At 68.0% G+C, this 26,518-nt stretch carries 25 protein-coding genes; 10 read left to right on the top strand and 15 right to left on the bottom strand.

Annotation, left to right across the window (positions count from 1 at the left end):
• Positions 1 to 135: 135 nt before the first annotated feature.
• From GGQ80_RS11815 to GGQ80_RS11795, 5 genes are all read right to left on the bottom strand, one after another.
• Positions 136 to 1,347 (bottom strand): hypothetical protein, encoded by a 1,212-nt coding sequence (locus tag GGQ80_RS11815; protein ID WP_183985021.1) that lies wholly within the window; start codon positions 1,345 to 1,347, stop codon positions 136 to 138.
• Between the two features lie 16 nt (positions 1,348 to 1,363).
• Complete coding sequence (locus GGQ80_RS11810) at positions 1,364 to 3,574, bottom strand: GumC family protein (RefSeq protein WP_221364351.1); 2,211 nt, start codon at positions 3,572 to 3,574, stop codon at positions 1,364 to 1,366.
• Between the two features lie 14 nt (positions 3,575 to 3,588).
• Entirely contained in the window at positions 3,589 to 4,206 is a 618-nt protein-coding gene (locus tag GGQ80_RS11805; RefSeq protein ID WP_343051034.1) for a polysaccharide biosynthesis/export family protein, read from the bottom strand.
• Between the two features lie 183 nt (positions 4,207 to 4,389).
• Positions 4,390 to 5,805 carry an O-antigen ligase family protein gene (locus GGQ80_RS11800; protein ID WP_221364350.1) on the bottom strand — a complete coding sequence of 472 codons (1,416 nt, stop codon included), beginning with the start codon at positions 5,803 to 5,805 and terminating at the stop codon, positions 4,390 to 4,392.
• A gap of 421 nt (positions 5,806 to 6,226) precedes the next feature.
• Positions 6,227 to 6,463 carry a hypothetical protein gene (locus tag GGQ80_RS11795; protein WP_183985015.1) on the bottom strand — a complete coding sequence of 79 codons (237 nt, stop codon included), beginning with the start codon at positions 6,461 to 6,463 and terminating at the stop codon, positions 6,227 to 6,229.
• Positions 6,464 to 6,756: 293 nt separating this feature from the next.
• Between GGQ80_RS11795 and GGQ80_RS11790 the strand changes: the two genes are divergently transcribed.
• A complete protein-coding gene (locus GGQ80_RS11790) occupies positions 6,757 to 7,770 on the top strand; it encodes a glycosyltransferase (RefSeq protein WP_183985013.1) in 1,014 nt (337 codons plus the stop codon).
• Between the two features lie 243 nt (positions 7,771 to 8,013).
• On the opposite strand, the gene GGQ80_RS11785 is transcribed toward GGQ80_RS11790, so the two are convergent.
• Together GGQ80_RS11785 and rpsU are read right to left on the bottom strand one after the other, a co-directional pair.
• On the bottom strand, positions 8,014 to 8,628 hold the full coding sequence (locus GGQ80_RS11785; protein ID WP_183985011.1) for an FKBP-type peptidyl-prolyl cis-trans isomerase: 615 nt from the start codon (positions 8,626 to 8,628) through the stop codon (positions 8,014 to 8,016).
• 93 nt (positions 8,629 to 8,721) lie between these two features.
• Positions 8,722 to 8,928, bottom strand: a complete 207-nt coding sequence (rpsU, locus tag GGQ80_RS11780) for a 30S ribosomal protein S21 (RefSeq protein ID WP_007404630.1) — start codon at positions 8,926 to 8,928, stop codon at positions 8,722 to 8,724.
• A 246-nt stretch (positions 8,929 to 9,174) separates the two neighbouring features.
• Here rpsU and GGQ80_RS11775 point away from each other — a divergent pair, with 246 nt between their 5' ends.
• The 4 genes from GGQ80_RS11775 (at position 9,175) to cysS (ending at position 13,844) form a co-directional block, all read left to right on the top strand.
• On the top strand, positions 9,175 to 9,942 hold the full coding sequence (locus tag GGQ80_RS11775; RefSeq protein ID WP_246347033.1) for a response regulator: 768 nt from the start codon (positions 9,175 to 9,177) through the stop codon (positions 9,940 to 9,942).
• On the top strand, positions 9,926 to 11,287 hold the full coding sequence (locus tag GGQ80_RS11770) for an ATP-binding protein (protein ID WP_183985009.1): 1,362 nt from the start codon (positions 9,926 to 9,928) through the stop codon (positions 11,285 to 11,287). The genes GGQ80_RS11775 and GGQ80_RS11770 overlap by 17 nt, the downstream gene beginning before the upstream one ends.
• Before the next feature lie 92 nt (positions 11,288 to 11,379).
• Complete coding sequence (locus GGQ80_RS11765; RefSeq protein WP_183985007.1) at positions 11,380 to 12,294, top strand: dioxygenase family protein; 915 nt, start codon at positions 11,380 to 11,382, stop codon at positions 12,292 to 12,294.
• 125 nt (positions 12,295 to 12,419) lie between these two features.
• Positions 12,420 to 13,844 carry a cysteine--tRNA ligase gene (gene cysS / locus GGQ80_RS11760; protein ID WP_183985005.1) on the top strand — a complete coding sequence of 475 codons (1,425 nt, stop codon included), beginning with the start codon at positions 12,420 to 12,422 and terminating at the stop codon, positions 13,842 to 13,844.
• Positions 13,845 to 13,954: 110 nt separating this feature from the next.
• Here the strand turns inward: cysS and GGQ80_RS11755 are convergent, their stop codons facing one another.
• Entirely contained in the window at positions 13,955 to 14,908 is a 954-nt protein-coding gene (locus GGQ80_RS11755) for a M48 family metallopeptidase (RefSeq protein WP_183985003.1), read from the bottom strand.
• Positions 14,909 to 14,955: 47 nt separating this feature from the next.
• Between GGQ80_RS11755 and GGQ80_RS11750 the strand changes: the two genes are divergently transcribed.
• The 5 genes from GGQ80_RS11750 to rfbA are packed head-to-tail and all read left to right on the top strand — an operon-like array spanning position 14,956 to position 19,354.
• Positions 14,956 to 15,894: a D-2-hydroxyacid dehydrogenase gene (locus GGQ80_RS11750; protein ID WP_183985001.1), complete on the top strand. Its 939-nt coding sequence runs from the start codon at positions 14,956 to 14,958 to the stop codon at positions 15,892 to 15,894.
• A gap of 43 nt (positions 15,895 to 15,937) precedes the next feature.
• Entirely contained in the window at positions 15,938 to 16,504 is a 567-nt protein-coding gene (rfbC, locus tag GGQ80_RS11745; protein ID WP_183984998.1) for a dTDP-4-dehydrorhamnose 3,5-epimerase, read from the top strand.
• 12 nt (positions 16,505 to 16,516) lie between these two features.
• Positions 16,517 to 17,569 carry a dTDP-glucose 4,6-dehydratase gene (gene rfbB / locus GGQ80_RS11740; RefSeq protein WP_183984997.1) on the top strand — a complete coding sequence of 351 codons (1,053 nt, stop codon included), beginning with the start codon at positions 16,517 to 16,519 and terminating at the stop codon, positions 17,567 to 17,569.
• A 28-nt stretch (positions 17,570 to 17,597) separates the two neighbouring features.
• Positions 17,598 to 18,488 (top strand): dTDP-4-dehydrorhamnose reductase, encoded by an 891-nt coding sequence (gene rfbD / locus GGQ80_RS11735; RefSeq protein ID WP_183984995.1) that lies wholly within the window; start codon positions 17,598 to 17,600, stop codon positions 18,486 to 18,488.
• Positions 18,485 to 19,354, top strand: a complete 870-nt coding sequence (gene rfbA / locus GGQ80_RS11730) for a glucose-1-phosphate thymidylyltransferase RfbA (protein WP_183984993.1) — start codon at positions 18,485 to 18,487, stop codon at positions 19,352 to 19,354. Before rfbD ends, rfbA begins: the two co-directional genes overlap by 4 nt.
• A gap of 184 nt (positions 19,355 to 19,538) precedes the next feature.
• Here the strand turns inward: rfbA and GGQ80_RS11725 are convergent, their stop codons facing one another.
• The 7 genes from GGQ80_RS11725 to GGQ80_RS11695 all read right to left on the bottom strand — a co-directional run bounded on the left by GGQ80_RS11725 (position 19,539) and on the right by GGQ80_RS11695 (position 26,507).
• Positions 19,539 to 20,177: a DedA family protein gene (locus GGQ80_RS11725; protein WP_183984991.1), complete on the bottom strand. Its 639-nt coding sequence runs from the start codon at positions 20,175 to 20,177 to the stop codon at positions 19,539 to 19,541.
• Positions 20,178 to 20,182: 5 nt separating this feature from the next.
• Positions 20,183 to 20,911: an SDR family oxidoreductase gene (locus GGQ80_RS11720; RefSeq protein WP_183984989.1), complete on the bottom strand. Its 729-nt coding sequence runs from the start codon at positions 20,909 to 20,911 to the stop codon at positions 20,183 to 20,185.
• On the bottom strand, positions 20,908 to 22,209 hold the full coding sequence (locus tag GGQ80_RS11715; protein ID WP_183984987.1) for an FAD-binding oxidoreductase: 1,302 nt from the start codon (positions 22,207 to 22,209) through the stop codon (positions 20,908 to 20,910). Before GGQ80_RS11715 ends, GGQ80_RS11720 begins: the two co-directional genes overlap by 4 nt.
• Positions 22,206 to 23,615 carry a UbiA family prenyltransferase gene (locus tag GGQ80_RS11710; RefSeq protein WP_183984984.1) on the bottom strand — a complete coding sequence of 470 codons (1,410 nt, stop codon included), beginning with the start codon at positions 23,613 to 23,615 and terminating at the stop codon, positions 22,206 to 22,208. The genes GGQ80_RS11715 and GGQ80_RS11710 overlap by 4 nt, the downstream gene beginning before the upstream one ends.
• An 8-nt stretch (positions 23,616 to 23,623) precedes the next feature.
• Positions 23,624 to 24,049 (bottom strand): GtrA family protein, encoded by a 426-nt coding sequence (locus tag GGQ80_RS11705; RefSeq protein WP_183984982.1) that lies wholly within the window; start codon positions 24,047 to 24,049, stop codon positions 23,624 to 23,626.
• Positions 24,050 to 24,054: 5 nt separating this feature from the next.
• Positions 24,055 to 25,344: an NAD(P)/FAD-dependent oxidoreductase gene (locus GGQ80_RS11700; protein WP_183984980.1), complete on the bottom strand. Its 1,290-nt coding sequence runs from the start codon at positions 25,342 to 25,344 to the stop codon at positions 24,055 to 24,057.
• Between the two features lie 230 nt (positions 25,345 to 25,574).
• Entirely contained in the window at positions 25,575 to 26,507 is a 933-nt protein-coding gene (locus tag GGQ80_RS11695) for an NAD-dependent epimerase/dehydratase family protein (RefSeq protein ID WP_183984978.1), read from the bottom strand.
• Between the last annotated feature and the right edge of the window lie 11 nt (positions 26,508 to 26,518).

Raw genomic sequence — 26,518 nt, 5'->3', positions numbered from 1 at the left:
GATCATTCAGTCAGTTGCTGGAGGTGAGCTGGATCCCGGCTCGAGGCCGGGATGACGGGCAAGCAGAGGACGACACGCCACCTCTCCGTCATGCCGGGCCGGTCCCCGCATAACCGAACGAAACAGCCCCCGCCCTCAATCCACCTGGATCTGGCTCACCGCCCCAGTATTCGGCTCGAACGAGTCCGCTGCCGGCACCGTCACGTACAGCCACTGCGCCGGGCATCCGACGGGCACCGTAATCTTGCCGATCGCCCGCTTGCCGCCCTGCCCCGCGAGCGGCAGCACCAGCCGGCCCAGCTCGGCGCCGGTCACCGCACAGATCACGTTGATATACGGCCGCTGCGCCGCCGCCGATGCGATGTCATAGGCGATCGCCGACAGGCTGTGCTGCCCCGGATCGAGCAGCAACAGCTGGCGCGCCGCGCCGCCGCCGGTGCCCGAACTGGCCGAGAAGCTCAGCCGGCCGTTGCTGCCCATCCGGTCGATCGAGGCGGCCAGATCCGCCTGGTTCTCGCTGACCTGCCAGTCGAACGCCACGGGGAAATAGGGATCGTCGCCAAAGTCGCCGTTGCGCACGCCATCGCGCGGCTGGTCCTTGCGGAAACTGCGATAGAGGTTCCACGCCACCTCGTAGCGCTGGGCATCGACCAGCCGCTGCGTCAGCGTCACCAGCGCCTGCCCGCCAGGCGATACGCCGCGCGCAATCAGCGCCTGGAACAGCCGCGCGGCATTGGGCAGGTCGGTGCTCGACTGCGCCAGCTGCTGCAGGAACTGCGCGCCCCACGCCGGCTGGCGCGCCAGCATCCGCGCCATGTCGGGCAGCAGATCGGGATCGGTGGTGGCGTTGACCAGCACCGGGAACAGGATCGCGGCGGCGCGCGGCGAGGTGCGCAGCGCGATGTCGTAATGGACCAGCGCCCCGCGGACGTCGTTGCGATCGACCGCGTCCTGGATCAGCCACAGCTGGCCGAGCAATTGGCGCCGCGACAGCTCGTCCGACTTCACCATGATCGCGCGCGCGCGCTTCACGTCGTCGGTGGCGAGGCCGAGCGCGGTCAGCGCGACGACGTTGGTCGGATCGCGCTGGACGATTCCCGCGCTGGTTGCGCGGATCGCCGCCCGCCCGCGCTTCGACGTATCCTGCTGGACCCGCAGCAGCGCATCGCGTGCACCCGCCGCGTCGCTCGACGGATTGGCACGCAACGCCGATTCCGGGGACCGGTTGGCGAGCGACAGGCTGATCCCCGCCCGCGCCATCAGCACGAAGGTGACGAGGATGAGGACGACCAGCCCGGCCTTGATGCCGAGCCCGCCGCCGGCCTTGCCTTCATCCTCTGCGGTCATCGCCGGTGCCATCGGATCAGCGGTTCTTCGGCACGCCGTCACGGCCGTAGTTATAGCCGTAGTCATAGCCATAGCCCGCCGAGCGGCGCGCCTCGAACTTGGTCAGCACGACGCCCAGCACACGGGCGTTGGCGCTGGCCAGACGGCCGAGCGCGGTGCGCACCAGGCTGGACCGGATGCCATGCGATTCGACCGCATAGACGACGCCCTCGACGCGGCTGGCGATCAGCGGCGCGTCGGCCAAGCCCATCACCGGCGGCGAATCGATCACGACATGGTCGAAGCTTTCCAGCAGCTTCTCGACCAGCACCTTCAACCGGTCGCTGGTCAGCAGCTCGGCGGCGTTCGGCGGGATCGGACCCGCGGTCATCGCCGCGATGCCGAACATGTCGACGCGGTGGAGCAGCGGCTCGATCGCATCGTCGCCGGCCAGGAAGTTGCTGAGGCCGCGATTATGGTCGGTGCCGATCAGGTGATGGACCGACGGCGACCGCATGTCGCCGTCGACCAGGATTACCCGGCGCTGCGCACGCGCCAGCGACACGGCGAGCGCGAGCGAGGTCGTCGACTTGCCCTCCGCCGGCCGGGTGCTGGTGATCGCCAGCGACGCGGGCACGCCGCGCTCGGTCGAGAAGGACAGGTTGGTCTGCACCGCCAGATAGGCATCGACCATGTCCGACTTGCGGTCGCCCAGCGCCTCAACCGGGGTACGATCCGACAGCTTGGGCACGCTGCCGAGCAGCGGCAGGCCGACCATCCGCTCGACCTCGGTCGGATCGGCGATCGCCTCGTCGCTCTGCTCGAGCAGGAAGGCCGCCAGCGCACCGAGCGCACAGCCGCTGATCAGCGCCAGCAGCATGTTGAGCACCAGGCGCGGGCTCGATGGCCGCTCCGGCACGTCGGCATCGTCGACCACCGCGACGTTGTTCACGCCGACGCCGCCCGCCACGCCGATCTCCTTGTAGCGCTGCAACAGCGCGTCGTAGAGCTGGCGATTGGTGTCGGCGTCACGCTGATAGATCGCGTACTGGATGTTGCGGCGACGGAAATCGAGCAGCTCGTCCTTCAACTTGTTGACCTGGCTTTGCAGCGCATCCTCCCGCGCCTTGGCCTGGCGATAGTTGAGGTCGATCGACCCGCCGATCCGGCTTTCCTCGCGCGCGATGCTGCGGTCGATCTGTGCGATCTGCGCCTGCAACGCCTTCGCCGCCGGATAATCGGGGGTGAACTGCGGCATCAGCTTCTGGTACTCGCCGGCCAGATCGGCGCGACGCGCGCGCAGCGTTCCGATCGCGCTGTTGCCCAGCGCCTCCGCCGACTGACTGGGGTCGCCGCCATTCTGGCGCAGCCGAGTCTCTGCCTGGATCCGCGCCGCGGTAGCTTCGGCGAGATTATTGTTGAGCAGCGTCAGGTCGTCGGCCGCCAGCGAGCGCTCGCCCTGCGTACCGTTGGTGCCGCTGTTCGGAATCGTCACCAGGCGCTGGGCGCGGGCATAGCCGACCAGCTTGCGCTCCGATTCCTCGACGCGCTGGCGCAGCTGCCCCAACCGGCTCTCGAGGAAGTTGCGGGCGTAGGACGTCGCTTCGTAGCGGCGTTGGAGCGTCTGCTGGATGAAGTTGACCGACCAGGCGTTGGCGACGCGCGCCGACAGGTTCGGATCGGGGCTGGTGAAGCTCAGCTCGACGAGCTGCGACGCGCGAACCGGCTCGATCTTCAGGTTCGCCAGCAGCAGCGAGCCAGCGATCTGGGTCCGCTTTTCGCGGCTACCCGGCGGCAGCGCGCCACGCGCGTCGGTCGCGAAGATCGGCGAATCGGACTTGATGTCGAACATCTGGAAGAAGCTGGGATCGTCGACCAGCCGTAGCTGTGTCGCCACCCGCTCGGCCAGTGCCTTGGACTTCAACAGGCCGTATTGCGTCTGGTAGAATTCCTGGTCGGCGTCGCTCGCGTCCGACTGAACGCCCTGGATGTTGACGATCCGGTCGCTTTCGCGCGCGATCTCGATCGTCGTCGTCGCGGTATACTGCGGCGTCATCAGCAGCGTGATGACCAGGCCCAGCAACAGGCACGCGGCGATGATCGTGCCGATCACCTTGCGCCAGCGGAAGGCCAGCCGCATCACATAGCGGACGAACGGCGTCTGGTCGGCGTTCTCGGCGGGAAAGTCGCCGGGCGCCATCGTCGGCGACGCGGTCGCCAGGCGGCGGACGGGGTTGATGGTGTTCATGGGTCCGCGCAGCCTTAGTTGAGGATCGCCACGAGCGGCGCGACGAGCAGCGGCGCCACGGCCAGGGCATCGCGGAACATGCGGCGCGCCGGCGAATCGCCGACCACGATCACGTCGTTGGCGTAGACCGGCGGATCGACATAGATGCCGCGCCGGATCGCGCCGATGTTGTAGAGCCCCGCCATCCGCTTGCCGTTGACGGTGCGCAGGATGACGACGTCGTTGATCTTGGCATAATCACCCAAGCCACCGCTCGCCGCGACCGCACGCAGCAGCGTCGACTGGTTGGTGACGGGATACAGGCCGGGCTTGTTGACCGACCCGTCGACGGTGACGACCTGGCTGACCGACTCCTTGATGTTCACGGTGACGTCGGGATCGCGGATGTAGCGCCCCTTCAGCAGGCCCGTGATCTCGCTGGCGAGTTCGGTGGCGGTCTTGCCGTTGGCGTCGATCGTGCCGATCAGCGGCATCGCGATGCGGCCGCTGGCGTCGACGACGACCTCGCGCGAGAAGTCCTGCGCGTTGAAGACGTCGATGCCGAGCGTATCGAGCGGGCCGATCAGGCTCACGCGATCGGGCGCCACCAGGTCGCGCCGGTCGGGCGCGGGCAGGCCCACGTCCTTGGTCACGGTCAGGTCGGGCGTCGATTCAAGCGGGGGGTGGCGTCCCCCACAACCTGCCAGCACACACGCGCTCAGGATCACCGGCAACAGTCGTCGGAACATTCCACGTCCTGATTTTTACTGAATTGATTAAGCGTAACGGCGCATACAGGCCGGGGTCCGACCCGTAAAGCCGCCCGACCGGACGCGTCAGCCGGTGAGCAGCGCCGTCTTGGGTGTCCGCCCCGCCTGCTCCAGCCACACCGCGGCAATCGTGAAGACCATCATCATCAGCGCCGTGCGCAGCGGATAGTCGACCGCGCTCGCCGCCAGCGCGAGCAGGATGATGATCGATCCGGCGCGCCCCGTGCGGACGATCGCGCTGGTCGGCGCCCGCCACACCTGGACCGTGCGCAGCAACCACCAGCCGATGAACAGCACGATCAGCGCCGCGCCGGCGATGCCGGCCTCCATCACCACCTGCACGAAATCATTGTGCGCCAGGTTCAGATAGTTGGTCGACAGCAGGTTGAACGGCTCGAACCGGCGATAGACCGCGTCGAACGAGCCGATCCCGGACCCGATCGGAAAGAAATTGCCGGTCAGCTGGATCACCGTCGGCAGCGTCCGCGCGCGCAGGTCCTGCGTCGCATCGAGCCCCTGCAGGCGTGACAGCGAATCGTTGCGGCCGAACACGACCGCGACGACCACGAACACCACCACCGCACCCGCGACGAAGCCGAGCGCGGTGCGCCGGCGACGACGCGGCAGGCGGCGATACCAGCGGCGAATCGCTGGCGCGGCGAGCACCAGCGCGCCGATCAGCGACACGAACGACAGGACGAAGCCGGCGCGCGACCCCGTCGTCGGGATCATCAGCAGCACGAAGGCGCCGATCCCCGCCGCCATCGCGCCGCGATACCGCTGGCGATCGTCGTCCTCGCGGCGCTCCATCGCCCATACCGCGACGAGCGGCAGCACCATCGCCAGCAGCGCCGCCTGGTGATTGCGGTTGGCGAAGAAGCCGCCGGCGAACGGGTCGCTATATTCGTACCAGCGCAGCGCGCTCGACGCACCGCCGGACAGCTGGCCAAGTCCCAGCACCGCGCTGACCAGCACCAGCGCGATCAGCGGCAGGACCAGCATCAGCCGCCGCCGCTCGCTCATTCGCGACAGACCGACCAGCGTCGCCAGCGGCACGACCAGCGAGAAGAAGGCGCTCCAGCCGCGCTCCGGCGACAGGTTGATCGGTCGCCACGGCACCGGCAGCCCGGCCGCGGTGGAGACGCTGGCGTAGAACTCGTGCCCCGCCAGCGACGTCCAGATGCCGGGCGGCAGCGGGATCAGCTGGATCGCGATCGTCGTGGCGATCAGCGCCAGGAAGACGAACGGCCAGCGCATCGCCTCCGCCCGACCGAATCCGGGCAGCAACACCCACCCTGCCATCGCGGCGAGTGCCGCCGATCGCACCAGCACCTGGGTCACGGAATCATAGCGCGACGTTCCGCCGGTCAGCGCCACCAGCGCCATGAAGCCGAGGAAAAGCCAATAGGGCGCGCGGCTGCTGCGCGGCCCCCGCGGCTCCGTCGCCGCGGTCCGGCCGCTGGACATCGAAGGAATAGCCATCCCCGCAGCCCCTAAGCGGCGCGCACGATTTCCGCAACGGGAGTGGGTCATGGGCCGAACTGCAAAAGCCCACGCGAGTGACGAAGGGCCACCCTTCCCCACCCCCGTCATCCCGGCCGTGAGCCGGGATCCATGGTTCAGCGGGCGACTTATCAACAATGAGCCGACCCGCTCGTCGCGAATTAGATCCCGGCTCGAGCCTGTCCTGAGCGACGCCGAAGGGGCCGGGATGACGGGCTGGGGGAGGCCGCGGTCAGGCTCAATCCCGCTCAGTCCGACCGCAATCCTCGACAGGCAGGAGCCATTTCGCTCGTACGCAAGCTAGCCCCTACGCCAAACATCCCTGCGTCCAACCAACCCCCAAAACGAAGAAGGGCGCCCCTCGCGGGACGCCCTTCTCCTGTCCGATGGACGGACCCGATCAGTTGCTGTTCGGGCTGTCGTCTTCGTTGGCAACGATGATGATGCCAGCGATCACCGCAGCTGCGGCGATGATGGCGACGATCACGCCACCGCCGGCCAGCTCGTTCTTGGCCTTCGCCGAGGTGCCGGCGCGAGCCGACGACGTCAGCGACAGCTTGCTCGCGTCGGTCGCCGAGGCGGCAACCGGCATGGCAACCAGCGACATCGCCGCGGCACCAGCCAGAATCTTCTTCATGACATTCATCCCTGAACTCCCTTCTTCAAACTCCGGGGTATGCCCCCGCCCTATTGCACAGCACAATGACGGCGGCAACCTCTCAGCGCGCGCTCGCACCGCAAAGCGGAAAGATGCTGCCCGGGTATGACAACACCTTTCCTCCCCGCGCCAGAAGCAAGCGACAAAACAATGGTTCCGTCAAGGGCGCGGTTCGCATGGGGGTGGTAAACAATAGGTTGATGCCGTGGCAAATACGCCACAGTGCATTACCACCACTTTCGACCCGGCGACCGGCATGGCATGGCGACGCCATGCCTGTCCGCCTGTCCATACTACTGCCGGTTTATAATGCCGGACCTTATCTGGCGGCGCAGCTCTCCTCGATCCTCGCGCAGGATGACGGGGATTTCGAACTGCTCGCGATTGACGACGGGTCGACCGACGACAGTGCCGCGCAACTATTCGACGCAGCGCGGCATGATTCTCGCGTTCGCCTGATCCCGGCGCACGGCAATCTCGGCCAGCGCACGCGGCTGCGCGAATTGCTGGCGCACGCGAGCGGACATTTCGTCGCGATCGCCGACCAGGACGACATTTGGCATCATGATCGCAATCGCCTGCTGCTCGCCGCGATCGGCGATCGGCCGCTGGCATTCGGTCCATCGAGCCTGATCGACGCCGATGGCGCGCCGCTCGGCGGGACATTGCTCGACCGGCTCGGGCTCACGCCCGATCCGGCGATGGCGCTGCGCTCGCTGTTCAAGCCGATGGTGTCGGCGCATGCGATGATCGTGCGCCGCGACTGGATCGACCCCGCGATCTTCGGCCACCCGATGCCGTTCGACTGGCTCGCCGGCACTGCCGCGCTTCACGGCGGCGGCATCGCCTATGTCGACGCGGCGGTGGTCGAGCATCGGCTGCATGGCGCCAACCAGATGAATCGCGACGGCCCCGATTCCCGGCGCCGGCTGGCCGCGCTGCGCAACCGCTACGCCTTCCTGCTCCGCGCGCCGATGCAGTTGCGGCTGTGGCTGATGCTCGATTTCCTCGGCACATCGGCGATGGTGTCTCATGACCGGCGCCGCCTCTTCGCCGAGCTTGCCGCTGCGTGCCGCCATAGCTGGTACGGAACCCCCCAGCTGGCGCTGGAGGACAAGGCACTCCGCCAACTGTTGCGCGATTCGTTGAGGCCGCTGGCGGGCTCGGCCGAAGACTGGGCAATCGCCGAGCGGCAGATCGACCTCGTCACTCGCCGGCTCGCCCATCCGGCGAAACTGACCGAAGCGCTACGGCGCCTGCGCACCCCGCTCGAGGCGGAATTCTAGAAGCAGAGGGCACTCTGCGCGTTGCCCACTCCGGGGAAGGCCGGGGCCCAGTTGCGGTGAACGGCGTTGGTGAACGACTAACGTCCCACGACCGCCCCGCCGCTGGGCCCCGACCGTCGCCGGGGTGGCCATGGCGGTCGGCCGCATCGGGCAACGACAAATGCCTGGCCAAACACCATCCGACGCAAAACGCCCCGGCTTATCGAGCCAGGGCGCTTGCTCATCTCACAAAGTCCGAACCGATCAGCGGCCCGACGGCGGCGCTCCCGCGCCCGGCGGCATCGCGCCCGGCGGCATGCCGCCCGGCGGCATGCCGCCCGCGCCCGGCATCCCGCCCTGCATCATCATCTGCTGCTGCTGCATCTGGCGCAGCACGCTTTCGGGCAGGAAGTCGATCAGCTTGACGTCGAAGACCAGCGTCGAATTCGCCGGGATCGGCCCCTTCGCCTCGGCGCCATAGCCGAGCGTCGGCTTGATCCAGAAGCGATAGGTCGAGCCCTTCGGCATCAGCTTCAGGCCTTCGGAGAAGCCCGGCACCACCGCCGTCACCGGAAAGGGCGTCGGCTGCTCGGACTTGTCGAAGGTCTTGCCGTCGAGCAGCTTGCCCTCATAGGTCACCAGCACGACGTCGGTATCGGTCGGCTTGGCCGCGCCCGGTGCGCCCGGCTCCAGCACCTTATACTGAAGCCCCGACGGCGTCGTCACGACGCCCTTGGCGCGCGCGTTGCGTGTCATGAAGTCGTCGCCCTGCCGCGCCAGCGCGAACGCACCGATGCAGGCCAGGATGATGCCGACCCACAGATAGACGAGGTAGCTGCGCTTGATCGGGCGCAGCGGCACGGCGGTCACGGTCGACATCGGGGTCTCTCGACTAGGCTCGACCGCAACGCCGCGGCCGTCATACGCAAGGAACGCAGGGCCGCCGGCAACGGGCGACCCCGAAAACGCCTCTTACCGGGCGCCGTCGCGCTCGGCGCGCTTGCGCTCCAGCTTGCGCGCACGACGCACCGCCGCGGCACGCTCGCGGGCGCGCTTCTCCGACGGCTTCTCGTAGTGACGGCGCAGCTTCATCTCGCGATACACGCCCTCGCGCTGCAGCTTCTTCTTGAGCGCGCGAAGGGCCTGGTCGACGTTGTTGTCGCGAACGATGATCTGCATAAAACCCCAAAGTCTCCGAAAACGAAAAGCGGCCGCGAACGAACCGTCCGTGCCGCACATGGGCCGCCCCTAACAGCAAGGTCTGCACATTTCAACCGAGTCGGTCACTACCCGCCGGAAATGCCGCCAAGTCGATCGACCAGGATGCCGCGACCACTGTGTCGTCGGCGCCACACCTGTGCCCCAATCGCCCAATGTTGCAGCGCTGCAATGCGAGCGATACGCGGTGACGGCATCCATGATGCCATGCAGACCGCCGCCCTCCTTGATCCGATCGAGACGATGGACCTCGAAACCCGCCTCCTCATCGTCGACGACGATCCCGGCATCCGCGAGCTGACCGCCGGCTTCCTCGCCGCGCACGGCTATATGGTCGACGTCGCCCAGGATGCCGTCGCGATGCGCGTGGCGCTGACCCGGCATCACTATGCGCTGGTCGTCCTCGACGTGATGATGCCAGGCGAGGACGGCCTGTCGGTCCTGCGCAGCCTCGACCGCGCCACCGCTCCGCCCGTCATCATCCTGTCGGTGATCGGCGAGGAAGTCGACCGCATCGTCGGGCTGGAGATGGGCGCCGACGACTATATCGCCAAGCCCGCCAACCCGCGCGAGCTGCTCGCCCGCATCCGCTCGGTGCTGCGCCGGCAGCAGGGTCGCCCCGCACCGGCCGAACCGGCCGCCACCGCCCGCTCCTATCTGCGCTTCGCCGGCTGGCGGCTCGACCCCCTCGCTCGCCAGCTCTTCGACCCCGACGAGGTCGTCATCAACCTGTCCGACGGCGAGTTCCGCCTGCTCATCACGCTGGCCGAGCATCCCCGCCGCGTGCTCACCCGCGACTTCCTCCTCGATCATTCGCGAGGGGCCAATAGCGAACATTTCGACCGCGCGATCGACGTCCAGATCAGCCGCCTGCGCCGCAAGCTCCAGCGCAGCGACGGGCGCGGCGGCGACGATCTCGTCCGCACCGTGCGCAACGAGGGCTATATGTTCACGGCCGATGTCGAGCGTCGCTGAAGGAGGGCGGGCGGGCGCCGCGTCGACCAGGCGCGCCGCGTCGATCGCACGACCGATCTTCCTCCTCGTCATCGCCTCGGTACTGGTGGCGACGGCGATCTCGTTCGTCGTCACCTTCTCGGGCCCGCCGCCGTTCGATCGCCCGCACAGCCTGCGCTCGATCGCGATGACGCTGACCGGCGAACTGCCCCCGCCCTATGACCGCGGCGGCCCGCCGCCCGACCAGGCGAAGCCCCCGTTCGGCCGTCCTGGCCCCGGCCCGCTGCGGCGCCGTCACGAACTGTCCGCTCCCGCCCCACGCAGCGGCGAGCGTGCCGACCCCGCCGCCCGCCTGCGCCTCGCCGCCGAGCTGGAGGCAGACCGCGCCAATGTCCTAGCCTTCACCGAAACCGCCAGCGAGGCGGAGCGCGACGCCTTCGTCGGCAGCTACACCTTCGCCTGGCGCGAAGGCAGCGGCTGGTGGGTCGTCCAGAGCCGCGTCCAGCCCTATCTGACGCGCTGGCACGTCCGCACGCTGCTGGCGATGCTCGCCGCGATCCTGCTGCTGTCGCTGCCCGCCTGGGCCATCGTCCGCGCGCTGACCCGGCCGCTGCGCCTCCTTGCCCGGGCCGCCGACCAGGCCGGGACCGGCGCGGCACTCCCGCCGCTCCCCGGCGGCAGTCGCGAGGTGCGCGACCTCGCCCGCGCGGTGACGACGATGCACGCCCGCCTCGCCCATCATGCCGAGGCGCGTACCGCGATGCTCGCCGGCATCGCCCACGATCTCGGCACGCCGCTGTCGCGCCTCGCCTTCCGCGTCGAGCAGCTGCCCGAGGAGGCACGCGCCCGCGCCGCCGCCGACATCGAGGAGATGCGTGCGATGATCGCCGCCACCCTCGCCTTCACCCGCGACGAAGCGATGGCGGCGGAGGCGAACCGCCTCGATCTCGGCAGCCTGCTCGACAGCCTGGTCCAGGATATGGCCGAAGCCGGCCAGCCGGTGGCGATCGAGCCGGGCCCGCGCGCCGTGGTCCGCGGCGATTCGGCCGCGTTGCGGCGCCTGTTCGCCAACCTGATCGAAAACGCGGTCCGCTACGGCGACCGCGCCCGGATCGGTTGGCACGTCGATGGCGGCACCGTCAACGCCTGGGTCGCCGACGACGGCCCCGGCATCGACCCGGCGCAAGCCGAGCGGCTCTTCCAGCCCTTCGTCCGCGGCGACCCCTCGCGCAACCGCGCGACCGGCGGCACCGGCCTCGGCCTCGCCATCGCGCGGTCGATCGCCACCCGCCACGGCGGTGCGACGACGCTGGAAAACGGGGCCAAGGGAGCGATCGCGCGCGTGGTGCTGCCGCTCGCCCGCTGACACATGCCGTAACATCGTCGCGACGATCCGACATTCGGCGGCAATGCCGGTCCTCGACAAGCCCCCTCACACCGCAGGGAGCACCATCCGCCATGTCAGGCCATCACGATCACGCCCACAGCCTCGCCGACGACCTGAAGGTCATCGAGACGATGATGGCGCGTCGCCGCGCGCTGAAGTGGTTCGCCGGCGCCGGCACCGCCGCCTTCGTCGCGGGATGCGGCGGCAGCGACGGTTCGTCGTCGAGCGTGTCGGTCGTCAGCAGCGGCACCGCCGCCGCTACTCCGACGCCGACCGCAACCGCCACCGCCACGCCGACGCCGACGGCCACCGCGACCAGCAGCAGCACCGCCTGCATCGCCGATCCGACCGAAACCGCCGGCCCCTATCCAGGCGACGGCACCAATTCGGCATCGGGGTCGACCTCCAACGTCCTCACCGTCAACGGCATCGTGCGCAGCGACATCCGGTCGAGCTTCATCTCCACCTCGACCGTCGCGACCGGCACGCTTCTCACGCTCACGCTGACGCTGGTCAACGTCAACGCCACCTGCGCGCCGCTCGCCGGCTATGCCGTCTATCTGTGGCACTGCGACCGCCAGGGAAATTACTCGCTCTACACCGCCGCCGCCGAAAGCTATCTGCGCGGCGTCCAGGTGACCGACGCCAACGGCCAGGTCACCTTCACCACGATCTTTCCCGGCTGCTACGACGGCCGCTGGCCGCACATGCATTTCGAGGTTTTCTCTAGCCAGTCGAACGCGCTGAGCGGCCGCTATGCGATCCTGACCTCGCAGCTGGCGATGCCGGCGGCGGTCGCCTCAACCGTCTACGCCGACACGACGACCTATCCGTCGAGCACCGCGAACCTCGCCCGCGTCTCGCTGACGAACGACAATGTCTTCGCCGACAACACCACGGCCCAGATCGCCCAGCAGACGCCCAGCTTCAGCGGCAGCGTCGCCGCCGGCTACACCGCGACGGCACTGATCGGCATCGCGCGCTGACCAGACCGTCAGCGCGCCACCAGATGGCGGGGGTTTTTTCCCGGTCCCTCGCCTGCCCCGGACCGTTCTCTCCCGGTCCGGGGCACCCTTGCGTCCGGCCCCCGTTCGGCGGCAAGGCACGCCGCATGACCACGCCGCTCGTCCTCTACAACAGCCTCTCGCGCTCGCTCGAAGAGTTCAGGCCGCTCGATCCCGCCAACGTGCGCGTCTATTCCTGCGGGCCGACGGTCTATCACTACGCACACATCGGCAACCTGCGCGCCTATGTCTTCACCGATACGCTGAGTCGCGTCCTGACGTGGAAAGGCTTCCCGCTCACCCACGTCATCAACATCACCGACGTCGGTCATCTGACGTCGGATGCCGACACCGGCGATGACAAGATGGAGGCGCGCGCGCGTGAAACCGGCCAGGACATCTGGTCGATCGCCGCCCATTACACCGACGCGTTCAAGCGCAACCTCGAAGACCTCAACATCCGCCAACCATCGCGCTTCCCGCTCGCGACCGATCATATCGACGGCATGATCGACTGGGGCACCGCGATCGAGGCGAAGCATTGCTACCGCCTGCCCGACGGCCTCTATTTCGACACATCGACCGTCCCCGATTACGGCAGCCTGGCGCGTGCGGCGACCGATGAGGGCGAAAGCCGGATCGAGCCGACCGAGGGCAAGCGCAACGCCGCCGATTTCGCGATCTGGCGCACCAGCGCGCCGGGCGAGAATCGCCAGATGGAATGGGACAGCCCCTGGGGCCGCGGCGCGCCGGGCTGGCACCTCGAATGCTCGGTGATGAGCCGCCAATATCTCGGGCCGCGCTTCGACATCCATACCGGCGGCATCGATCACCGCGAAATCCACCACCCTAACGAGATCGCGCAGAACCAGGCGCTCAGCGGCACGCCAGATACCGGCGCGACCTTCTGGATGCACAATAATTTCCTCGTCCAGCGCTCGGGCAAGATGTCGAAGTCGCAGGGCGAATTCCTGACGCTCCAGGCGCTGATCGACCGCGGCTTCCACCCGCTGGCGTACCGGATGCTGTGCCTTCAAGCGCACTACCGGTCGGAGCTGGACTTCTCCTGGGATAACCTCGCCGCGGCGGCGACCCGGTTGAAGCGGCTGGTTCAGACCGTCGCCGCCTTGCGCGACCGCGGCGAGGGGAAGGGGGCGGCCAGCGCCGATCCGTATCGAGAGCGGCTCGATGCTGCGCTGTCCGACGACCTCAACACCCCCCGCGCGCTGCCGGTGCTCGACGAGCTGCTGGCGGACAAGAAGGTGTCGCCGCAGGATCGCCTCGCCGCGCTCGGCGATTTCGACGCGGTCTTGGGGCTCGATCTGCTGACGCTGACCCGCGAGGCGCTGCGCGTCCGGCCAAAGGATGCAACGATTGACGAGGCGGGTATCGCCGAGCGCCTGGCGCTACGCCGCGAGGCCCGTGCCAACAAGGATTACGCCAGAAGCGACGCGATCCGCGACGAACTGGCGGCACAGGGCGTCGAGGTGATGGACGGCGACCCCCTCGGCTGGGACTGGAAGGTCATTTAAGCCCCTCCCCTTCAGGGGAGGGGTTGGGGGTGGGGTGGTGCCTCGCAGAGAATATAACGTGCGTCCCCCACCCCAACCCCTCCCCTGAAGGGGAGGGGCTTACGCTCAAACTACCGCAACCCCTCCCCCCGCGTCGCGACCAGCGGCGGCACATACGGCAACCCCGCCCCTGCGGGGATCCGCTCGATCTCCGCCTCGATCGCCGCGGCGCGCTTCGCCGCGGAAGGGTGCGTCCGGCTGCGAAAGAAGCCCCCGCCCACCTCGCCGCCGTGCGCGCGCCAGAAGGTCACGGCGATCCGCGGATCGTAGCCCGCATTGCGCAACAGATACATGCCGAGCAGGTCCGCCTCGGTCTCGGTTCGCTGGAACAGCCGCGCATTGCGCCCGAACTCGGATAGCAACCCGAACTTCACGCCCGCCGCCTGCAATCGCGCGCGATGGCGCAGGACGTTGTGCGCCAGCTCGTGCGCCGCGACCACCGCCAGCTCGTCGTCGGTGTAGCGCGCGAACAGCGCCGCGCCGAGCCGCACCATCTGCCCGTCGCTCTCGGCGCCCAGCCCGCCATCGCCGATCACCTCGAATGTCACGCGGCAGCCGGGGCTTGCCGAGATCGCGACGTCGCGCCGCGCATTGCGGTCGACCAGCGTCACCGCCAGCGGCCGATCCGCCGGCTGCGCCGCCACCGCCACCTCGACCGCATCACGCGTCGCTGAACTCTTTGCCGCGGGCGTCGGCGGCGTCGGCACCGGCTTGCCCGCGATTGCCACCAGTTCGTCGTCCGGCTTTACCCCGGCACGCGCGGCGGGCGCCCCCGGCACCACCAGCATTACCGCGACCGACGTCGGAAACTGCGGCGCGCTTTGCCCAGCGGGCAGCGGCAGCGCGGTATATTGATCGAGCGCATGGATCGCCCAGCCCGGCATCGGCGCGGTACGGTCGCACAGGGCGACGTTGCGCGTCGCCAGCCGCCAGCCGATCGCCGCCAGCCGCGCATCCGCCTCGGTCGCGAGCGAGGAGCGTTCGCCGCTCGCGACGAGCGCGGCCGCTAGGAAAAAGCTCAGCATGGCGAGGCCGCTACCACCGCCCCCGCCGCCGCGCTACACCGGGCGGCATGAAGGCCCTGCTCCCCGCGCTCGCCCGCCCGCTCCTCGAACCGCACCTGCCCGACGGCGTCGAGGCGGCGTGGTTCACCAGCCCGGCAGAGGCGAACGCGATGATCGCCGACGCCGACATCGCCTGGGTCGACATGCAGCCGACCCGGCTGACCAGCGAGGCGATTCGCCATGCCGGCCCCAATTTGAAATGGGTGTCGACGATCTACGCCGGGCTCGACGCCTTCCCGCTCGATTTTCTGCGCGAGCGTCATGTCGTCCTGACCAACGGCGCGGGCATCAACGCCGTCGCGGTCGCCGAATATGCCGTCCTCGGCGTGCTTGCCGCCGCCAAGCGGTTCGACGAGGTGGTGAGGATCGCCGATCGCCGCGAATGGCCGATGGACGCGCCGGGCAAGCTCGAACTGACCGACACCAGGGCGCTCGTCATCGGCTACGGCACGATCGGCCGGCTGATCGGCGATCGGCTGGCGGCGTTCGGGGTCGAGGTGACCGGCGTCACCCGCTCGGGCCGCGAGGGCACGCTGACCCCCGATGCCTGGCGCGCGCGGCTCGGCGACTATGACTGGGTGATCCTCGCCGCTCCCTCGACGGATGACACGCGCACGATGATCGGCGCCGACGAGCTGGCGGCGATGAAGGATGGCGCCTGGCTCATCAACATCGCGCGCGGCGACATGATCGACCAGGATGCGCTGGTCGCCGCGCTTCATGCCGGGACGATCGCCGGCGCCTTCCTCGACCCCACCGATCCCGAACCGCTGCCCGCCGACCATCCGCTGTGGAGCGCCCCCAATTGCATGGTTACGATGCACTTTTCCGGGCGAAGCCAGACCAAGATGTTCCAGCGGGCCGGCGCGCTGTTCCTGAAGAACCTCGCCGCCTTTCTCGCGGGCAAGCCGATGGCCAACGTCGTCGATCTCGAACTGGGATATTGAGCGCAGGTTGTGGCGGCCCGCCGCTGCGGCTATCGACCGCGCCATGAACGATAATCCTGTCAAGCTGATCGAGCCCCGGCGTTTCGGCGACGCCCGTGGCTGGTTCACCGAGGTGTACAGCGAAGCCGCCTTCGCCAAGCACGGCATCGACTGCCGCTTCGTTCAGGACAATCACTCGCTATCGGTCCCGCAATTCACGCTGCGCGGCCTCCATTTCCAGGTGCCGCCCCACGGCCAGGACAAGCTGGTCCGCTGCATCCGCGGCCGCATCTACGACGTCGCGGTCGACGTGCGCGCCGGTTCGCCGACCTACGGCCATTGGGTCGGCGCCGAGCTGACCGCCGAGAACGGCCATCAGCTATTCGTCCCCGTCGGCTTTGCCCACGCCTTCCTTACGCTTGAGCCCGATTGCGAGGTCACCTACAAGGTGTCCGACGTCTATGCGCCGCAATGCGATGGCGGCATCCGCTGGGACTCGGTCGGCATCGACTGGCCGATGCCCGCCGGCACGACGCCCGAACTCAGCGCCAAGGACGCCGTCCTGCCATCGCTTAACGAGTTCGACAGTCCCTTCCCCTACGATGGCCGCCCGCTGACGCCGCTGGCTTAAGGAATCTCCACGATGCGTATCTTCGTCACCGGCGGCGCCGGCTTCATCGGCTCGGCACTGGTCCGTCACCTGATCGAGAACACCACGCATGAAGTCCTGAATTTCGACAAGCTGACCTATGCCGGCACGCTGACCACCGTTGACGGCGTCGCGGAGTCGAACCGCTACCGCTTTGTCCAGGGCGACATTTGCGATGCCGAGGCGGTGCGCCGCGCGATCGCCGACTTCCGCCCCGACGTCATCACGCACCTCGCCGCCGAAAGCCATGTCGACCGCTCGATCGACGGGCCGGGCGCCTTCATCCAAACCAACATCGTCGGCACCTTCACCGTGCTGTCGGAGGCTCGCGCCTTCTGGCAGTCGCTCGACGACGAGCGCAAGGCGGCCTTCCGCTTCCACCACATCTCGACCGACGAGGTCTATGGCTCGCTCGGCGACACCGGCTTCTTCACCGAAGACACGCCCTATGACCCGCGCTCGCCCTATTCGGCGTCGAAGGCGGGCAGCGACCATCTCGTTCAGGCCTGGGGCCATACCTATGGTCTGCCGGTCCTCATCACCAATTGCTCGAACAACTACGGGCCGTATCACTTCCCCGAAAAGCTGATCCCGCTGATGATCGTCAAGGCGCTCGCAGGCGAGACGCTGCCGGTCTACGGCAAGGGCGACCAGGTCCGCGACTGGCTCTACGTCGAGGATCACGTCCGCGCGCTGCAGGCGGTGTTCGAGCGTGGCCAGGTCGGCCGCACCTACAATGTCGGCGGCAACAACGAGAAGCAGAACCTGGAGGTCGTCCAGACCGTCTGCGCGATCCTCGACCGCCTGCGCCCGCGTGCCGACGGCAAGAGCTATGCCGAGCAGATCGGTTACGTCACCGACCGCCCTGGCCACGACAAGCGCTACGCGATCGACGCCAGCCGCATCCGCGACGAACTCGGATGGACCCCGGCCGAGACGTTCGAGACGGGCATCGAGAAGACCGTCGCCTGGTATCTGGCCAACGAGGCCTGGTGGCGCCCGCTGGTCGAGGCCAAGGCCTCCGAGCGCCGCGGGATCGCGGCTTGATCCCGGTCGCCGCCGGCGGGGCAGCGCAGTGAAGACCATCCTCGCCACCGGCGGCTCTGGCCAGGTCGGCACCGAACTCGCGCGGCTTTCCTGGCCGCAAGGCTGGGAGGTGGTCGTCCTCACCCGCGCCGACCTCGACCTGACCGATCCGTCCGCGATCACCGCCAAGGTCGGCGAGCGCCCATGGGCCGCGGTCATCAATGCTGCCGCCTATACCGCGGTCGACAAGGCGGAGAGCGACCAGCTGGCGGCTTGGGCTGTCAACGCCCTCGCCCCCGCCGCCTTCGCTGCGGCGTGCAAGGGTGCGGGCATTCCGATCGTCCAGGTCTCGACCGACTATGTCTTTGCCGGGGATCGCGACGGCGCGTGGCAGACCGACGATCCCGTCGCGCCGCTCGGCGTCTATGGCGCGTCGAAGCTCGGCGGCGAACTGGCGGTCCGCACCTCGGGCGCGCGCCATGCCATCGTCCGCACCGCCTGGGTCGTCTCCGCGCACGGCAACAACTTCGTCAAGACGATGCTCCGTGTCGGTGCGCAACGCGACACGCTTGCCGTCGTCGCCGACCAGCACGGCAGCCCGACCAGCGCCGCCGATCTCGCCGCCGCGCTGGCGACGATCGCAATGCGCCTCGCCGACGACACCGACGCGCCGACCGGCACCTATCATTTCAGCAACGCCGGCCCGACGACGTGGCACGGCTTCGCGCAGGAAATCTTCGCCCAAGGGGCAAGCCGCGGCGGCCCGAGCCCCAGCGTCGAGCCGATCCCGACCAGCGCCTATCCCACCCCGGCCCGGCGCCCCGCGAACTCGCTGCTCGACACCGCGACGCTGACGCGCGACTTCGGCATCCGGCCGCGACCGTGGCAGGCCGCACTTTCCGACATCCTCGACAAAATCATGACGGGACCACGCGCATGAAGGGCATTATCCTCGCCGGCGGCTCGGGCACCCGGCTCCATCCGGCAACGCTCGCGATCAACAAGCAGCTGCTACCGATCTACGACAAGCCGATGATCTATTATCCGCTGTCGGTGCTGATGCTCGCCGGCATCCGCGACATCCTGATCATCTCGAGCCCCGACTATATCGACAATTACCGCCGCATGTTCGGCGACGGCGGCAACTGGGGCCTGTCGATCAGCTATGCCGAACAGCCGCGGCCCGAGGGGCTGGCGCAGGCGTTCACGATCGGCGCGGACTTCATCGGCGACGACAATGTCTCGCTGGTGCTCGGCGACAACATCTTCTTCGGTGCCCATCTGACCGACCTGCTGGCGAGCGCGGTCGCGCGCACCCACGGCGCGACGGTGTTCAGCTATCGCGTCGAGGACCCCGAGCGCTACGGCGTCGTCGAACTGGCGGCGGACGGTCGCGCGATCAGCCTGGAGGAAAAGCCCGAGACGCCCAAGTCGAACTGCGCCGTCACCGGCCTGTATTTCTACGACAATCGCGTCGTTCAGATGGCGCGCGATCTGAAGCCGAGCCCACGCGGCGAGCTGGAGATCACCGACCTCAACCGCCTCTATATGGAAGCGGGCGACCTCTACGTCGAGCAGATGGGCCGCGGCTATGCATGGCTGGACACCGGCACGCATGATTCGCTGCTCGAGGCGTCGGAATTCGTCCGCACCATCCAGCATCGCCAGGGCATCCAGGTCGCCTGCCTGGAGGAGATCGCCTTCGAACAGGGCTTCATCACCGCCGATCAAGCCCGCGAGCGCGGCGAGGCGCTGAAGAAGACGGCGTATGGCCGCGCGATCCTGGCGGCGGTCGAGGGGCGCTGAGCCGTCCGTCAGTTACACCGTCATGCTGAACTTGGTTCAGCATCTCGTGCCGCATGCGTTACCGGCGAGAGATGCTGAATCAAGTTCAGCATGACGGAAGAAGGTGATGCGCCTTTCCCTCTCCCAACGGGAGAGGGAAAATGCTGCCGAAGGCAGCGAAGGGTGAGGACGGCAACGCCCGTTGCTAAGCGTTCCGCTCTCGCCATGCCCGCCACCCCAGCCCCGCAAACGCCGCCACCACCAGTCCGACGCTGAGCACCGCCAGCCCCGCGGTCATCCACCGCTCCACCCGCGGATCGACGCCCGCGGCCCACAGTCCCTTGGCGGTCAGATACCCCGGCGTCAGGCACACGATCACCCACGTCACGCCGCTCGCCAGATTCCAGGCGTTGAACCGCCGCGCATCCATCCTGGCCACGCCCGCGACCAGCGGCAGCATCGACTGGAACGGCCCCAGCGCATAGCGGCCCAGGATCAGCGCCGGCCCGCCCCAGCGGCGAAAGAACAGCCGCGCCCGCGCCACCCCGCGCCGGTGCCGCTTGAGCGCCCGCCCGTGATAGATGCGGTGCCCCAGCCGAAGCCCCACGAACCATGACAGCCAATAGCCGGCGACCGCGCCCGGGATCGCCCACGCGAGCACCGGCGCCACGTCCAGTTTCCCGCTACCCAGCAGCGTACCCATCAGGAACAGGATCGGCGTCGCCGGGATGATGATCCCCAGCCCAGCGATCGATTCACCCAGCGCCAGCAGCCCGAACGTCGGCGCCGCCCATTGCCGATGCGCGACGATGAAGTCGCCCAGCGCCTCGATCGGCCCGGCCATCGCGGTTACAGCGACAGCTTCTTGAACACGCCCTCGGGGATCGCGCGGATGATCGCCATCACCGGCCGCCAGCGTGCCTTGACGTAGATGACGTCGCGGCGCTTCTCGTGCGCGTCGATGATCGCCTTCGCCACCTCGTCGGGCTGTGCGGTCAACGGCGGCGGCAGCTTCATCCCCGCGGTCATCTGCGTCGCGACGAAGCCCGGCTTCACCGTCATCACGTGCAGCCCCGCCTTCGCCTGCGCATTACGCAGGCCCGACAGGAACGCCGTCAGCCCCGCCTTCGCGGAGCCATAAATATAGTTCGACCCGCGCCCCCGCTCGCCCGCGACCGAACTGATGCCGATGATGCAACCGCCCTCGACGCCGTTCATGGCGCGCGCCGCGGCAAGCAGATAGCGCGCCGGGCCTTCGTAATTCGTCGCCATGACCCGCGCCGCCTCGGCATCGTCGCTCGCCGAGCGGTCCTGGTCGCCGAGCAGCCCCGCGACCATCACCACCGTGCCCGGCGTCTCACCCAGTCCGGCGAAGAAGGCATCGGGCGCGCCGTCGGTGACGTCGAACGCCACCGCCTTAGGTTGGCCGCCACTACGGACCTCCAGATCGCGGCGATCCGCCTCGATATCGCCGCGCGCGGCCAGGATCACGTGCGCGCCCTTCGCCGCGTAGCCGCGGGCGAGCGCGCGGCCGATGTCGGAGCGGGCGCCCAGGATGACGACGGGAGATGCGATCATAGGTGGAGCCGTTCGGAGAGAAGCGAGGAAAAACGTGCGTCTAGCCCGTAGCGACGGCGCACGTCACGAAATTCGTCGAGCCGCGGATAGCCCGCCGCGATCGTTGCCACCGAGGCACGCGCATCCTTGGCGAGGTAGATTCGTCCGCCATGATCGACCGTGATCGCGTCGAGCCGGTCGAGCAGCGCGAGATTGCGCGCATTGGCGGGGAAATCGAGTGCCAGCGTATAGCCCTCCATCGGAAAGCTCAGCATGCCCAGGCCCTGCGGCCCCATCCGCTTGAGCACCGCCAAGAACGAGGCATCCCCCTCCGCCGCGATCGCCGCCAGTATCTGCTGATAGCCTGCCGCACTGGCCTCGATCGGCAGCACGCACTGATATTGCACGAAGCCGCCGCGCCCATAGATGCGGTTCCATTCCAGGATCGCATCGAGCGGCCAGAAATAGGGGTCGATCGGCACCAGCATGTCGCCGGGCCGCTGCGCTGCATAATACAGCTTGTTGAACGCCGTCACCGACAGCCGGCCGAGGACGAACCCCGGCATGTCGATCGGCACGCGCTTCTTGCCCTTGGCGGGTCGCGCGAACGGCTCGGCGCCTGCGGGAAGCTCCTGGGCAAGCGCATGTTCGCCGAGCAGGATCGCCGACCGCCCCAGATCCTTGCCGCTCGCCAAGCAATCGATCCACGCCACCGAATAGGTCCAGTCGAGCGACTCCTCGAACGCGGCGAACGCATGCACCAGCGTCGGCGCCCGCAGCCGCCGCTGCCGCACCATCGCGGTCTCGACCGGGATCATCGCGAAGGCGACCGTCAGGATGATCCCGGTCAGCCCCATGCCCCCGATCGTCGCCGCGAAAAGGTCGGCGTTCTCGTCGCGCGAGCAGCGCAGCACCCGCCCGTCGCCCAGCGCTAGGTCTAGCCACGCGACATGCTCGCCGAACGTGCCGGCGCCATGGTGATTCTTGCCGTGGACGTCGCTCGCGACCATCCCGCCGATCGTCACCAGCTTCGTCCCCGGCGTCACCGGCACGAACCATCCGCGCGGCAGCATCAGATCGATGAGGTCGGACAGCATCAGCCCCGCCTCGCACACGATCAGCCCGGTCTGGTCGTCGAACGACACCAGCCGATCGAGCCCCATCATGTCGACCGCGCGCGGCGCCAGGCTGGCGTCGCCATAGGACCGCCCATTGCCGCGCGGCAGGCCTTCGCCACGCGCCGCCGCCTCGATGCTGGCGGGCCGCGTCACCTCGGCCTCGATACGCGGATAGCGCCCCCAGCCGGTGATCGCGGTCATATCGACAGCGCGATGACGACCGCGACCAGCGCGCCTACCAGCCAGCTGATCCGGTCGGTCAGGGCAAAGATCACCGGATCGTCGTGGAGCTCGTTTCGGTTGGAAATGATGAGCACCCGGCTGATCCAGTACAGCAGCAGCGGGCAGATGAGCCACATCCGCATCGGATGGGTGTAAAGCTCGGTCACCTCCGGGCTCGACAGGTACAGCGTGACGACCAGCACCGCGCCGTATCCGGCGGCGGCGGCGAGCGGGAACAGCACCGCCAGATCCGTCATCATGTAACCGCGGCCAAGCGGTGCGGGCTTACCCGCCTCGCGCCGCGCGACCAATTCCGAACAGCGCTTCACCGCCGCTAAACTCAGGAACAGGAACAGGCTGAACATCAGCAGCCACGGGGATGTCCGTTCACCCGTCGCCATCACCCCACCGAGCACGCGGATGGTATAGAGCCCGCCGAGCACGATCACGTCGATCAGCATCCGTCGCTTAAGCAGCAGCGAATAGCCGAGCGTCAGCACGACATAGGTCGCCAGCACCGCCCCGAACCGCCACGGCAACGCCACCGCCAGCGCGAACGCCGCGACCATCAGCAGCGTGGACAGCACCAGTCCGTGGACGACGGGCACCTCGGCGGCGGCGAAGGGCCGTTTGCATTTGCGCGGATGATCGCGGTCGCCCGGCAGGTCGAGCAGGTCGTTGACGATGTAGGCGCTCGACGCCGCGAACGAGAAGGCGAGGAAGGCCATGAACGCCGCCAGCAGCGACCAGGGGTCGAGCAGACTGTGCCCCGCCACCACCGGCAGGAAGACCAGCAGGTTCTTCGCCCACTGATACATGCGCAGCGAGCGCATATAGGGACGAAGCGTCCGCTTCTCTTCGGCGACGATCGCCGCATCGGGGAAACGCCGCGTGACGGTGCGCGCGAAGCCCGCGTTGTGCGCCACCGCCAGCGCCTGGCGCGCATCCTGCCACACGCGCAGGTCGACCGCATTGTCGCCGATATAGTCGAAGCCACCGGCGCCGAACTTTGCCACCAGCGCCCGCGCCTTGTTCGCACCAGCCAGATTGACCCGCTCGTCGGTCGCCAGCACCCCGGCGATCCCGCCGACCCGCTCCGCAACCCGCTCCACCCAGACCCGCGGCGACGCCGACGCCAGCCACACCTCGCGCCCGTCGTCCTGCGCGGTGCGGATCACCTCGACTACCTCGGGGCGCAGCGGAATGCTCTCGACCACGGGATCGACGCGGTTCGCCAGCCGCATCTTCAGCGCCGCCTTGCCGCCGCCAAGCCACGTCGCCAGCTTCCACGCCTCGAACGGGTGGCGCGCCACCATCTGCAGCGCCGCTTCGTGGAGCAGGTCGCCTTTCAGCAGCGTGCCGTCGACGTCGACGACCAGGGGCACGCCCGCGCTCACGCCGCGCGGCTTCCGAACGAGAAGTGCTTGTGCGCATAATAGCTCAACACGATCGGGCTCATCACGCCGACCAGATGCGCGACGTCCTCGGCGTGCCAGTGCCAGCCGATCGCCGGCAGCAACCAGTCGGCCAGCCCGACGCTGACGCCCAGAACGACCAGGAAACTGATCGCATTGACCATCGCGAACCGCGCGAACTCGCCCTGCCACCGCCCGCCCGCCGGCTTGAACACGAAGGCGCGCGCCAGCAGGTAGGCCGTCGTCATGCCGACCAGATAGGCCAGCGTCACCGCCCACGGATAATCCATCACATGGCTCAGCAGCCAGCGCGAACCCAGGTTGGCAAACGCCGCAATCCCGCCGGTCACGACGAAGCTCGCGAACCTCTTCCCCTCTTCGCGCCGACCCGCGCCATCGGCCATGCTTGTCACGCCGGCACCCGCGCCGCCATCTCCTGGCCCAGCCGCACGCTTTCGGCGATGCCGCGGTCCTCGGGATAATAGAAACAGGTGTCGGCGACCTGAAGCCCCTCGATCGGCGTCTGCACCGGCGGGATCTTCGCGGCGAAGCCCGGCTCGCACACCGGCTGCGCATATTTCAGCCGGGCGACGCGGCTGGCGAGGATATCATCCTCGGTCAGCGCCGGATTGATCCGCTTGATGTACGAGAACGCCTCGTCCAGCAGCTTCTGGTCGGGCCAGCCGAACTTCTCGTTGGTGACGGGCATGTAATAGGGGACGAAGACGATCGTCTCGCCATTCGGCATCGGCCGCAGATTCGAAAATTCGATGATGCCGGGGATCGCGATATCGGGTTCCGACACGTTGACCCAGAAATGCGGCGTCACCGAGCGCTTCAGTTTGAAGATCAGGCAGGCGACGCCGATGTTGACGATCGCGTCGTACTTCGCCTTCCAATCCGCCGGCAGGTCGGGGATCATGTCCGACACCAGCGGCGTCGGCATCGTCGAGATCACCGCATCGGCGGGGTGGAACCCGTCCTTCGCCTCGACGCCGGTTACGCGGCCGTTCTCGCTGACGACGCGCAGCGCGAGGGTCGAGAGCGACACGCGGCCGCCCATCGCCTCGATCCGCTCGACCAGCCGATCGACCAGCACCTCGCTGCCGCCGTCGAGATAGCCCAGCTCCTCCTGGAACATCGATTTACGCGAATTGCCGATCCGCTTCACGCGGGTCCAGATCCACGCCGCCGAGACATTATCGGCATATTGGTAAAACTTTAGATCGAACAAAGGCTTCCACAGCTTGTCATAAGCTTCTTGCCCCGCCCAGCCCACGATCCAGTCGCGCGCGCTGGTCGTCTCCAGCTCGTCCCAGCTGGCCTTCTTGGTCGACACGAACGCCAGCAGGCCATAGCGCAACCGCGCGATCAGGCTGACCTCCGGATAGGTCAGCAGCGCAAAGGGATCGCCCCATTTGTGCAGCTTGCCGCCCGAGAAATACCCCATCGACGTCTCGCGCCAGCGCATCTTGTCGGCCAGCCCCAGCTCATCGAGCAGCGCGAAGGTCGGCGCATCCGCCTTGCAGATGAAGTGATAGAAGCGCTCGATCGACACCCCGTCGAGGTCGAAATGCGCGGCCATCCCGCCGGGTTCGCTGCCCGATTCCAGCACCTCAACGCTGTGGCCGGCCTTCGCGGCGTGATAGGCGGCGGCAAGGCCCATGGCGCCCGCGCCGATGACGACGACGCGCGACATCAGGTGGAGGCTCCGGACGCTGGGTGAGGGATCGACATGGGATGAGCCTTTACGGGAATTGCGCGCAAACACCCACCCCCGTTCGCCCTGAGCAGCCGCTGAGCGAAGTCGAAGCGGCGTCTCGAAGGGTGGGTCAAGCCACCTCTGCTTCGAGACGGTGCTTCGACTTCGCTCAGCACCTCCTCAGCACGAACGGTGGGGTGGGGACGGGACACGAATGGGCGTCAAATTCAGAATTGAAGAGCGATCTTCGAATACACGGGATGCCGGAATGTTTCCGCCAATGCCTCGTCGAGCGGCGTGGCGCGGACGCCGAAGATCCCCGGCCAGTCGATCACCTCGAACACGTCGGGCGTCGTCAACGCCTTCAGCTGTTTTTCGGTGAACGGCGGGTTCCTGCTGAACAGGCCATAGGTCTTTAGCATCGCCTTGAAGAGGCCATAGGGAATGGTGACGATCGGCGTCTTCGCCCCCGTCGCCTTCTTCATTGCGCGGATCAGGTCGATATAGTCGATCCGTTCCTGCCCGGTGATGTTGTACGCGCCCTCGATCCGGCGCTCGACCGCGGCGACGATCACGTCGCAGAAATCGCCGACGTACAGCGGCTGGCGCAGATACTTGCCCGATCCGGGAATGGGAAAGACCGGCGCCTTCTCCATGAACCGCGCCAGCCAGCCGACATGCTTGCGGTCGAACCAGCCGAACATCAGCGTCGGGCGCAGGATGACCTGCGGGATGCCGCTCGCGGCGACCAGCTTTTCCTGCGCCTTCTTGGTTTCGGTATAATCGTCGACCGCCATCGAGTTGACCACCGACGACGAGATGTTGACGAGATACGGCACGCCCGCCGCTCTTGCCGCCGCCACCAGCCGCTCCGACGCGGTGATGTTGTTGCGGACGAACTCGTCCGGCACCAGCCCGCCGATCTGCGCATGCGCGCTGACCAGCGCGTCGATGCCGTTGAGCTTCTCCTGCCAGCCGTCGTCGCTCGCCAGATCGGCGACGATCACCTCGACGTCGGGATGCTGTTCCTTCAGCACCGCCGAATTGGCCGCGGCCTTGTCGATCGAGACGATCCGATCATAGCCCTTGGCTTTCAGCCGGGCGACCAGGTTCTGCCCGACGAGACCCGCGCCACCGGTGATGACGATGCTGCGGCTCATGGCCGATAGCC

Source organism: Sphingomonas jinjuensis (assembly GCF_014197105.1).
Taxonomy (GTDB): Bacteria; Pseudomonadota; Alphaproteobacteria; order Sphingomonadales; family Sphingomonadaceae; genus Sphingomonas; species Sphingomonas jinjuensis.
The sequence above is the reverse complement of the archived record's forward strand: the minus strand, read 5'-3'. Positions and strand labels throughout refer to the sequence as shown.

Excerpts from the sequence above, each read along its gene's own strand:
- GGQ80_RS11815 (WP_183985021.1), bottom strand. The coding sequence starts at position 1,347 with ATGACCGCAGAGGATGAAGGCAAGGCCGGCGGCGGGCTCGGCATCAAG.
- GGQ80_RS11810 (WP_221364351.1), bottom strand. The coding sequence starts at position 3,574 with ATGAACACCATCAACCCCGTCCGCCGCCTGGCGACCGCGTCGCCGACG.
- GGQ80_RS11800 (WP_221364350.1), bottom strand. The coding sequence starts at position 5,805 with ATGGCTATTCCTTCGATGTCCAGCGGCCGGACCGCGGCGACGGAGCCG.
- GGQ80_RS11795 (WP_183985015.1), bottom strand. The coding sequence starts at position 6,463 with ATGAAGAAGATTCTGGCTGGTGCCGCGGCGATGTCGCTGGTTGCCATG.
- GGQ80_RS11790 (WP_183985013.1), top strand. The coding sequence starts at position 6,757 with ATGCCTGTCCGCCTGTCCATACTACTGCCGGTTTATAATGCCGGACCT.
- GGQ80_RS11785 (WP_183985011.1), bottom strand. The coding sequence starts at position 8,628 with ATGTCGACCGTGACCGCCGTGCCGCTGCGCCCGATCAAGCGCAGCTAC.
- rpsU (WP_007404630.1), bottom strand. The coding sequence starts at position 8,928 with ATGCAGATCATCGTTCGCGACAACAACGTCGACCAGGCCCTTCGCGCG.
- GGQ80_RS11775 (WP_246347033.1), top strand. The coding sequence starts at position 9,175 with ATGCAGACCGCCGCCCTCCTTGATCCGATCGAGACGATGGACCTCGAA.
- GGQ80_RS11770 (WP_183985009.1), top strand. The coding sequence starts at position 9,926 with ATGTCGAGCGTCGCTGAAGGAGGGCGGGCGGGCGCCGCGTCGACCAGG.
- GGQ80_RS11765 (WP_183985007.1), top strand. The coding sequence starts at position 11,380 with ATGTCAGGCCATCACGATCACGCCCACAGCCTCGCCGACGACCTGAAG.
- cysS (WP_183985005.1), top strand. The coding sequence starts at position 12,420 with ATGACCACGCCGCTCGTCCTCTACAACAGCCTCTCGCGCTCGCTCGAA.
- GGQ80_RS11755 (WP_183985003.1), bottom strand. The coding sequence starts at position 14,908 with ATGCTGAGCTTTTTCCTAGCGGCCGCGCTCGTCGCGAGCGGCGAACGC.
- GGQ80_RS11750 (WP_183985001.1), top strand. The coding sequence starts at position 14,956 with ATGAAGGCCCTGCTCCCCGCGCTCGCCCGCCCGCTCCTCGAACCGCAC.
- rfbC (WP_183984998.1), top strand. The coding sequence starts at position 15,938 with ATGAACGATAATCCTGTCAAGCTGATCGAGCCCCGGCGTTTCGGCGAC.
- rfbB (WP_183984997.1), top strand. The coding sequence starts at position 16,517 with ATGCGTATCTTCGTCACCGGCGGCGCCGGCTTCATCGGCTCGGCACTG.
- rfbA (WP_183984993.1), top strand. The coding sequence starts at position 18,485 with ATGAAGGGCATTATCCTCGCCGGCGGCTCGGGCACCCGGCTCCATCCG.
- GGQ80_RS11725 (WP_183984991.1), bottom strand. The coding sequence starts at position 20,177 with ATGGCCGGGCCGATCGAGGCGCTGGGCGACTTCATCGTCGCGCATCGG.
- GGQ80_RS11720 (WP_183984989.1), bottom strand. The coding sequence starts at position 20,911 with ATGATCGCATCTCCCGTCGTCATCCTGGGCGCCCGCTCCGACATCGGC.
- GGQ80_RS11715 (WP_183984987.1), bottom strand. The coding sequence starts at position 22,209 with ATGACCGCGATCACCGGCTGGGGGCGCTATCCGCGTATCGAGGCCGAG.
- GGQ80_RS11705 (WP_183984982.1), bottom strand. The coding sequence starts at position 24,049 with ATGGCCGATGGCGCGGGTCGGCGCGAAGAGGGGAAGAGGTTCGCGAGC.
- GGQ80_RS11700 (WP_183984980.1), bottom strand. The coding sequence starts at position 25,344 with ATGTCGCGCGTCGTCGTCATCGGCGCGGGCGCCATGGGCCTTGCCGCC.
- GGQ80_RS11695 (WP_183984978.1), bottom strand. The coding sequence starts at position 26,507 with ATGAGCCGCAGCATCGTCATCACCGGTGGCGCGGGTCTCGTCGGGCAG.